Source organism: Pseudomonas sp. NFPP04 (assembly GCF_900113815.1).
Lineage (GTDB): Bacteria > Pseudomonadota > Gammaproteobacteria > Pseudomonadales > Pseudomonadaceae > Aquipseudomonas > Aquipseudomonas extremorientalis.
The window spans coordinates 236137-245459 of record NZ_FOQS01000009.1; the positions used below are offsets into that span (position 1 = coordinate 236137).

Below are 9323 nucleotides of genomic sequence, written 5' to 3' on the forward strand. Positions count from 1 at the left end.
GGAATGCATTCCAAATGTGGGAGTGGGCTTGCCCGCGATGACGGCCTGGGGCGCAACCCATAAACATCTGAAGGAACCCCGAGCATGAGCGACTCCGGCCGCGCCGATGCCCTGTTAGCCGATCTACCCCGGGACGGCCGTGGCCGGCTCAAAGTCTTCCTTGGCGCCGCGCCGGGTGTGGGCAAGACCTACGCCATGCTCCAGGCCGCGCACACGCAACTGCGACAGGGCGTGAAGCTGATCGCCGGTGTGGTCGAAACCCACGGCCGTGCCGAGACCGAAGCCTTGCTCAGCGGCCTGCCGCAGCAACCGTTGCTGCGCAGCGAATACCGTGGCGTGATGCTCGAAGAAATGGACCTCGACGGCCTGCTCGCCGCCAAGCCCAAGCTGGTGCTGGTCGACGAGTTGGCCCACAGCAACGCCCCCGGCAGCCGTCACGAAAAGCGCTGGCAAGACATCCAGGAACTGCTCGCTGCCGGCATCAACGTGTTTACCACGGTCAACGTCCAGCACCTGGAAAGCCTCAACGACCAGGTACGCGGCATCACCGGCGTGCAAGTGCGTGAAACCCTGCCGGACTGGGTGCTGCAAGAGGCCGACGAACTGCTGCTGATCGACCTGCCGTCCCGCGAGCTGCTGGAGCGCCTGCGCGATGGCAAGGTCTATGTGCCGGAGCAGGCGCGGGCGGCCATCGATGCGTTCTTCACCCAGACCAACCTGATGGCCTTGCGCGAGTTGGCCATGCAAACCGCCGCCGCCCACGTCGATGACGATTTGGCCCAAGGCTATCGCCAGCTCGGCCAAGCCGCGCCGGCGGTGCGTGGGCGCTTGCTGGTCGGCGTGGATGGCGATGCCCAGGCCGAGCGCCTGGTGCGCCATGCCAGCCGGGTTGCCCAGCGCCGCCATTTGCCGTGGAGCCTGGTGCATATCGATAACGGCCGAGCGCGGGACGAGCAGTCGCGGCTGCGCCTGCAAAATGCCCAGCAGTTGGCCGAGCGACTGGGCGGCGAGGTGGTGTTGCTGCGCGCAGGGGAGGTGGCCAAGACGCTGATCCAGCACGCCGCCGAACGCCGCGCCAGTCTGCTGCTGGTGGGGCAGTCGCGGATGCGTTGGCGCCGTCGCTTGTTCGGCGGCGGCCTGGCTGCGCGTTTGTTGCGTAATGCGCGAGGTTTGGAAATCAACGTCCTCGACAGCGACGATATCCCGGCGCCGCCGCGCTTGCCGGATGTACGCGGGCTAGTGTGGTTCGACTACGCACTGGCGGTTTTGGCCACGGTGGTCGCGGCGGCGGTGGCCTGGGCGGTGTCCAGCGCCTTGCCGCTGCCGAACATCTCTCTGGTGTTCCTGGCGGCGGTATTGCTGGTGGCAGTGCGTAGCAGCCTGGGGCCGTCGCTGGTGTGTGCGGCGTTGTCGTTCCTGACCTATGATTTCCTGTTTATCCCGCCGAATTTTTCCTTCGCCATCCAGCGTGAAGAAGACGTACTGACCCTGTTGTTCTTCCTGTTGATGGCGGCGCTGACCGGCAACCTGGCTGCGCGCCAGCGCCGCCAGTTGCAGGCGTTGCGCGACACCCAGGAAGAAACCAGCGAGCTGCTCGACCTGTCGCGCAAACTCACGGCCGCCACCGATCGCCAGGCGGTGATCAGTGCTGCCGCACATCACCTGGAAGGCTGGAGCGACCTGGACCTGTGCCTGGTCAATCGTGATGGCCAAGGCGGTTGGACAATCGAGACCGGCGGCCCGCTGACGCTTACCGAAGCCGAGCGTGCTGCTGCCGATTGGGCTTGGCAACATGACCAACCAGCGGGCATGGGCACCGGGACCCTGCCGTTCGGGCGTTGGTGGTGGTGGCCGTTGTCGGGCGAAGAAGGCCCGCTGGGTTTGCTGGGGGTCAGTCCCAAACCGGGCCTGGAATTGAGCGGCCAACGCCGTCGCCTGCTCACCGCCTTGAGCCAGCCATTGGCCCAGGCGCTGGCGCGGGCGCAACTGGCCCAGGAGTTGGAGTCTGCAAGGTTGCACGGCGAAACCGAGCAACTGCGCAGCGCCTTGCTGGCGTCGGTCTCCCATGATTTGCGCACACCGCTGACCTCCATGCGTGGCAGCATCGACAGCTTGCTGGCACTTGGTGAAGCGATCCCGCTGGAGGATCGTCGCGAATTGCTTGAAGGCACTCGCGATGAGGCTGAGCGTCTTGACCGTTACATTCAGAACCTGCTGGACATGACCCGCCTCGGCCACGGTGCGTTGAAGCTGGCGCGGGATTGGGTGTCGCCGGGTGATATCGTCGGCAGCGCCCTCGGCCGTCTGCGTGCAGTGCTGGCGCCGTTGCAGGTGAGTACCGACGTACCGCCCGAGTTGCCATTGTTGTATGTGCATGCTGCGTTGATCGAGCAGGCGTTGGTGAATGTGCTGGAAAACGCCGCGCGTTTTTCGCCGCCGCAAGGGCGTTTGCAACTGAGCGCCGGCGTTGCCGATAACCAGCTGTTCTTCGCCGTGGCCGACGAAGGCCCCGGCATTCCCGAGGATGAGCGCGCAAAGATCTTCGATATGTTCTACACCGCAGCACGCGGTGATCGAGGCGGGCAGGGCACGGGGCTGGGCCTTGCAATCTGCCAGGGCATGGTCGGCGCCCACGGTGGGCATATCAGCGTGGCCGACGGCATTGACGGGCGTGGCACCTGCATCACCTTGTTCCTGCCGTTGCCGACACAGCCTGGCCTGGAGCGCGAGGCATGAGCTACCCTGTTTTCTTCACGGATTTTGATTGGAAGCCATGAGCCAGACCGCGACGATTTTGGTCATTGATGACGAACCGCAGATCCGCAAATTCCTGCGCATCAGCCTGGCCTCCCAGGGCTACAAAGTGATCGAAGCCGGTACCGGCAACGAAGGCCTGGCCCAGGCCGCGTTGAACAAGCCGGACCTCCTGGTCCTCGATCTTGGCCTGCCCGACATGGACGGCCAGCAGGTGCTGCGTGAATTTCGCGAGTGGTCGACGGTGCCGGTGCTGGTGCTGTCGGTGCGGGCCAGCGAGGGGCAAAAGGTCGAGGCCCTGGATGGTGGTGCGAATGACTATGTGACCAAACCCTTTGGCATCCAGGAGTTTCTCGCCCGGGTGCGTGCATTGCTACGCCAGGCGCCAGCGGGGGAAGCCCAGGAAGCAGCCTTGCGTTTTGGCCCGCTGACGGTGGACCTGGCCTATCGCCGGGTGCTGCTGGACGGCGCTGAAGTGGCGCTGACGCGCAAGGAGTACGCGGTGCTGGCGCAACTGGCACGGCACCCTGGGCGGGTGATTACCCAGCAGCAATTGCTCAAGGATATCTGGGGGCCGACCCATACCGAGGACAGCCACTACCTGCGCATCGTCGTGGGACACCTGCGCCAGAAGCTGGCGGATGACCCGACCCAGCCACGGTTTATCGTGACCGAGGCGGGGGTGGGGTATCGGTTGTTGGGCGGATAGATCTCAGGTGCTTCTCTGTGGCGAGCGGGCTCGCCACAACGGCGTTAGTGACGCGCCTGTTTCAGCGTTGCTCACTTTCATAGCGATCCAACGTATCACTGGCAATTTCCCGCCCCAGGGCGATTAATTCCGGCGCTTTGTAGAACTCGAAAAAACGGCACACCCGCTTCGGCACGTTGATCAGCACGTCGGGCGGGTAGCCGGCGATCTTGTACTGCGCCAGCGACGTCTGCATCACCTCGAAGCTCTGGTTGATCAGGTCCAGCAGCGAAGCCGGGCCGACGTTATCAATGATGAACGACCCGGTTGCCGACTTCGGTGCGCCGGGCTTTTCCGGTGCCGCGGCGGGTTGTTGGGATTCCGGTTCGGCAGATTCCAGCCAAGGGTTGATCTCCGCCGCCTGCGCTTCCAACGCCTCCTGCTCGAGTTTCATCAATTGTTCGGCCTGCTTGCGGCGAAAGGGCAGGTGCGAACCGAGTGATCTCGCCAGGTTGTTGAAGCGGCTCTTGAACGCGGGCGGGCGTTGGATCACCGGCAACTGGTAGTGCTTCTGATTGGTGGCGTTGAGGTTGACCGCGATGATCAAGTCACAGTGGCTCGACACCACCGGCACGATGGGCAGCGGGTTGAGCAGGCCGCCGTCCACGAGCATGCGGTTGCCTTGCATCACCGGGGTGAACAGGCTGGGAATCGCCGCCGAGGCGCGCATGGCCTGGTGCAGGCAGCCTTCCTGAAACCAGATTTCCTGCTGGTTGGTAAGGTCGGTGGCGACTGCGGTGTAGGGGATGCGCAGTTCTTCGATATTGATCTCGCCGACGATCTTGCGGATCTGCCCGAAGACTTTCTCGCCACGAATGGCGCCCAGGCGGAAGCTCACGTCGACCAGGCGCAACACGTCGAGGTAGTCGAGGCTTTCAATCCAGTTTCGATACTCGTCCAGCTTGCCAGCGGCGTAAATGCCGCCGACTACCGCTCCCATTGAACAGCCGGCGATACAGGCGATGTCGTAGCCGCGCCGCTCGATTTCCTCGATCACCCCGATATGGGCGTAGCCCCGGGCTCCACCGGAACCCAGCACCAAGGCAACACGTTTCTTCATGGTCCATGTCCTCCCCAAGGCAGGTGCCCACAATGCACCCATGAGAGGCCGGCTTCAATATTCGTGGGAGCCTGCAATATTTTTCCAGGATAGCGCTGCTGCTCGGGTATGCTCTGGCCAATAGGTACTATCGATTTCAGGCTAAGGACAGGCACTTTTCCCTGTAGGCAACGTCTACAACGTACGACTGTTTTTTCTTTTTGAGGTGTCATTGATGAAAGCCTGGATGTGTGTGCCTGTGATCGTGTTGGCCCTGGCTGGTTGCGCCGGGAAAACCGCCTACCGCGACAGTTGCGGCAGCCAGTTGGACGCCGCCTGGAAAGAACTTGACCTGGCCAAGGCCGAAGGCTTTGCCGGCACCGTGAGCTACTCTAAGGCACTGTCTCTGTTGACAGGCGCCAAGACCCAGCAGCAATTTGAAGCGTTTGAAGGCTGCTCCAACAAGGCCGAGAAAGCGCGGTTCTATATTCGTGAGTCTCGTGCCGGGCGTTGACCTGTAGCAGCGAGTAGGATTTCTCATCAGGTAGTGGGGGCAGGATGTCAGCTTTGGTCGATCAGTTAGTCGCTCAGGTCATTGGCCTGGAAGTAGGGTTGCTGAGCTGCCAGGCTCGTCTTGCCGCCGTCACCGACGACGAAGCCCTGCATGACCTGCGCACCACTGTGCGCCGTCTGCGCAGCCTGTTGCGCCCCTTGCGCGGCTTGCCAGGGGTGGAGCAGCTTGAATTGGCGGCCAGCACCGTCGGCCAATTGACTACGCCGCTACGCGACCGCGAGGTGCTGGCGGCGTATTTGCACCTGCATGGCCATCATGAGGCCGCAAACCGACGACTGCGCCTGCAACCCGAGGCCTATCGTCAGGTGGCGCAAAGCCCGGAGCTTGCGCACTTGCTGCTGATCCTCGACGCCTTCCCGCGTTTCATCCGTGCTTCTGAGCACCAGAAGTTGCTCAAAGGCCTGCGCCCACGCATCGAAAAGCGTCTGGCCAAGCAATGGCAGGCACTCGATAAGGCCTTGAAGGATCCGGGCCATGATCGCCATCGCCTCCGCTTGCTGATCAAGCGCGTGCGCTACGCCGCCGAGGCCTATCCCGAGTTGGATAAATTGCCCGCCAACGCCATGTCGCACCTGAAAAAAGCCCAGGGCGCCCTGGGGGATTGGCATGACTGCTGGCAGTGGTTGGCCCAGGCTGAACGCCAGGCTGATCTGCAACCTTGTGTTGCCGTATGGCATCGCACCATGGCCAAGGCGGAAGGGCAGGCGGATCGAGTGCTGGATAAACTCAGCGCTGATTGTTTCTAAGCCGGTCCGGCTTTTGGCCGGAATAGGCGCTGTACCTGACTGGCCTGATGGTTAAGATCCCTCATCTGTTCCCTTTGATGTGAGACCGCCATGCGCTTTAGTGATTTGCTCGATGCCGCCCGCAGCAACCCGCTGGATGTCACCATCCCCGCCGAATGGGCCCAGGGCCGTGCGACCTTTGGTGGCCTGGTCGCCGCATTGCAATACGAAGCCCTGCGTGCCCAAGTGCCCGCGGATCGTCCTTTACGGTCGCTGGCAATCACCTTTGTTGGCCCGGTAGCGCCGGACGTCCCCGCCAGTTATCAAGTCGAAGTGCTGCGCGAAGGCAAAGCCGTCAGCCAATTGCTTGGCCGTGTGGTGCAGAACGGTGAAGTGGCGACACTGGTACAGGCCAGTTTCGGTGGGGCCCGTGAGTCGGAAATTGCGGTCGAAAGCGAAGCGCCGCCGGTGTTCAAGCACTGGGATGAGTGCCAGGAACTGCCTTATATCAAGGGCGTCACCCCGGAATTCATGCGCCATCTGGCGATGCGCTGGAGCGTCGGCGGCTTACCCTTTACCGGTAATAAATCCCGCGACATGGGCGGTTGGGTACGGTTGCGCGGCGATGTGAAGGAAGAGCCGCTGACGGAGGCGCATATCCTTGCCCTGGTCGACGCCTGGCCCCCTGCGTTGCTGCCGCACCTGAAAAAGCCGGCACCGGGCAGCACCCTGACCTGGACCATCGAATTCATCCAGCCGTTGCAAGACCTCACGACCCTCGACTGGTGCCAGTATTACGTCAATATCGAGCACGCCCGCGACGGCTACGGCCATGCCGCCGCCGCCCTGTGGAGCCCGACCGGCAAACTCATCGCCATCAGCCGTCAGACCGTGGTGGTCTTCGCCTGATCTCAATGCCTGTGGCGCTGCCGCCAGGCGCGCCACCAGCCACCGCTCAACACAAAGCGCGGAAAGGTCACGAACTGCTCGACCACCAGGCGTTGGACAGCATCTTTACGATCACTGAACGGTTCACTGGCCTAGGCTTCCAGGCTATGACCATGACGCTGCAACGCCAGGCCAGCCAGGATACCGACCACACCGACGGCAAAACTGGCCAGGCTCAGGCTGAACACCCCGGATACAATCAACAGAAACCCGATGATGAACAGCGGCACGGCAATCAGGTGCAACGCCAGGTTGGTCGGGTGCTGATGGTTCTGCGGGTAGTGACGCCATTGCCAGGCGGGGAGATTGGGGTGACGTTTGCCCATGATGATGAATCCTCTGTCCGTTGAAACAACTTGAACAGAGTTTAGGCGGGGGCGGGCGGGGCGGCGAATTGGGGCTGGCTATGGGGGTCATAGAGGGTAGTTTTCGGCATGTCCCCCCTTATGTCCAAATAACGCAGTCATGGTCGTCCATGTGTATCAGAAACGTGAGGTTGTTATCGGTTATCTGGAATGGATAACCGGTCGTCTCACCCAGAACCGCTGTAATATCTTTTGCATCATGGATTTTCTAAGCCCTGTATGCCGAATCGAACCCCACTGAAACTAGATTTCTTGACTAATCCTGTTCTGTATTTCCTGCCAGAAGTTAGAGTCGTATTCTGTGCTTTTTCGTTCAATTCGATTGGTTCGGGTACATCGCTTTCTGACTTGAAAAGACTCCACGCCAGATTGTTAATCGAAGTCGTGAGTTCTGCCGATTCAATTTTCTGGCGCGTATATTTAAAGTTTCGAATGAGTTGTCTATATTTTTTCGAGATGATGGATTAGGTGGCGCCCCCCCTAGCCGCATTTATGGGGAAGTATATACTGGGTTTGGTTATTTGAAGTAATAGTCGTCCGGATCGTTGATGTAAACGGTTGGTCCGCTGAGTGAAATAAATTTTGCGTTGAACTCTATGTGTGCATTATCGCTGGTGGCTTCAAAAGTAAAGTGGTCCATTTTCTTATTGATTTTTACGGTAAATACCTCGTGTGCGGGGATGTTAAAGACTTTCAGATTTTTAATGTCGTTGCAGGTTATTCCAAGTCTGCACATGTTATACCCTTTGTTTTTCCATTTTTCTGGTAGTTTGTCTGGAAATTCGGAGATGTCGAATCCTATTCCAATACAAGGCTGATCATTTTCTACCCTTAATGAGGAAATGGCTATTTTTCCAATCTCAACAGGAAGGCTGAAGACTTTGCTAAGAAATATACTCCCCTCTAACTCGTTCCAGTATTTCATTTTTTATTTCCTGAATGGATAGTGTTTTTTTGCGCCTTCAAGATAACCTTTTCGAGGTTTTTCGATTGGTCTCAAATTAAAGTGCGATGAATGGTCTCCAATTCCATCTACGCTACCGTATTTATGGCCTGCTGAGTGGTCTTGGATAAGGATTTTCGAGCCGTTTGCTCTTGTGAATTGATAGACTTTTGTGTTTATGGGTTTGCCGTTTTCATCCAGAACTGTTTTCCTATTCTTGTCTGTCATTTTTTCAGTCGTGTATTGTTTGGCCTTTCCTATGTCTGGGTCTACTACCATATCCGGGGCCTGAACCATCGGTATCCCAGCATCTCTTTTCGCTTGTCTGAAAGCGCCTCTGCGAGAAACATCAGGTGTTTCCGGTTCATTCTGTGTTTTACAGGCTGGCTGTTGTATCCCTTTCGGCGGACAATTGGCGCTCAGCCCTGTCGCATCCACCCATCCCGTGGGATTAGGCACGTACTGGTACGCATTGATCCCACCCGCCAGCTTCACTGGATCCGGCGTCAGGTAACGACCAACATCCGGATTGTAGTAGCGATGGCGGTTGTAGTGCAGCCCGCTTTCCTGATCGAAATACTGACCCTGGAAACGCAGCGGATTGTCGACTTTTCCGATGTCGAGTCGGGTGATTTCCCCGTAGGCACGGTAATGCGCCGACCAGACGATTTCGCCATCCGGGGCGGTGAGTTCTTGCGGCGTGCCGAGGTGGTCGAGTTGGTAGTGGTAGGGCTTGGTTTCCTTGGGGCCGAAGCCTTCCAGCAAGGCCAGCGGACGGAAGCTGTCCGGTTCGTACAGGTAGCTGCGGTGGCGGTCCTGGTGGTGTTCGGCGATGAGTTTGTCGCCTTGCCAGAAGAACTCGGTGGTGATGCCGTCGACGGTTTTGCTGATACGCCGTCCAAACGGGTCGTAGCGGTAGCTGGCGGTCTGGCCGTTGGGTTTTTTAATACCGATCATACGGTGCCGGCAGTCGTAGCGGTACTCGGTGACGAGTTGATGGCCCTTACCGCGTCGTTCGCGGATCAGGTTGCCGAAGGCGTCGTAGTCGTAATGATGGTCGCCCTGGATCATCAGGCGGTTGCCGGCGACGATGTCCGGGCCGGGGCGGTTGTGCATGAGCAGGTTGCCAGCCGAGTCGTGGCCGAAGCGTTCCTGCTCGCCTTGGGTGTGGTCGGCGCGGGTGAGGCGGTTGAGTGGGTCGTAGTGGTAGCGGTGTTCGCCCTTGCG

Annotated in this window: 8 protein-coding genes and 1 pseudogene; 5 read left to right on the forward strand and 4 right to left on the reverse strand. The window is 59.7% G+C overall.

What is annotated here, in order from left to right; all coding sequences use genetic code 11:
* The first annotated feature begins 84 nt into the window (after positions 1-84).
* On the forward strand, positions 85-2736 hold the full coding sequence (locus tag BM017_RS20085; protein WP_092247625.1) for a sensor histidine kinase: 2652 nt from the start codon (positions 85-87) through the stop codon (positions 2734-2736).
* A 37-nt stretch (positions 2737-2773) separates the two neighbouring features.
* Complete coding sequence (locus BM017_RS20090) at positions 2774-3463, forward strand: response regulator (protein ID WP_071490041.1); 690 nt, start codon at positions 2774-2776, stop codon at positions 3461-3463.
* A 61-nt stretch (positions 3464-3524) separates the two neighbouring features.
* Here BM017_RS20090 and BM017_RS20095 read toward each other — a convergent pair whose 3' ends face one another.
* Positions 3525-4562: a patatin-like phospholipase family protein gene (locus BM017_RS20095; protein ID WP_058424475.1), complete on the reverse strand. Its 1038-nt coding sequence runs from the start codon at positions 4560-4562 to the stop codon at positions 3525-3527.
* Positions 4563-4776: 214 nt separating this feature from the next.
* Between BM017_RS20095 and BM017_RS20100 the strand changes: the two genes are divergently transcribed.
* The 3 genes from BM017_RS20100 to BM017_RS20110 all read left to right on the forward strand — a co-directional run bounded on the left by BM017_RS20100 (position 4777) and on the right by BM017_RS20110 (position 6749).
* A complete protein-coding gene (locus BM017_RS20100; protein WP_012722962.1) occupies positions 4777-5055 on the forward strand; it encodes a hypothetical protein in 279 nt (92 codons plus the stop codon).
* Between the two features lie 44 nt (positions 5056-5099).
* A complete protein-coding gene (locus tag BM017_RS20105) occupies positions 5100-5861 on the forward strand; it encodes a CHAD domain-containing protein (protein ID WP_092247627.1) in 762 nt (253 codons plus the stop codon).
* A 90-nt stretch (positions 5862-5951) separates the two neighbouring features.
* Complete coding sequence (locus BM017_RS20110; RefSeq protein ID WP_092247630.1) at positions 5952-6749, forward strand: acyl-CoA thioesterase; 798 nt, start codon at positions 5952-5954, stop codon at positions 6747-6749.
* Between the two features lie 2 nt (positions 6750-6751).
* On the opposite strand, the pseudogene BM017_RS20115 reads toward BM017_RS20110, so the two are convergent.
* The 3 genes and pseudogenes from BM017_RS20115 to BM017_RS20130 form a co-directional block, all read right to left on the reverse strand.
* Positions 6752-7114, reverse strand: a pseudogene (locus tag BM017_RS20115) (Mpo1-like protein).
* 556 nt (positions 7115-7670) lie between these two features.
* Entirely contained in the window at positions 7671-8078 is a 408-nt protein-coding gene (locus tag BM017_RS20125; RefSeq protein ID WP_092247633.1) for an Imm50 family immunity protein, read from the reverse strand.
* Positions 8079-8081: 3 nt separating this feature from the next.
* On the reverse strand, positions 8082-9323 hold a 1242-nt coding region (locus BM017_RS20130), incomplete at its 5' end, for an RHS repeat-associated core domain-containing protein (protein ID WP_177344877.1).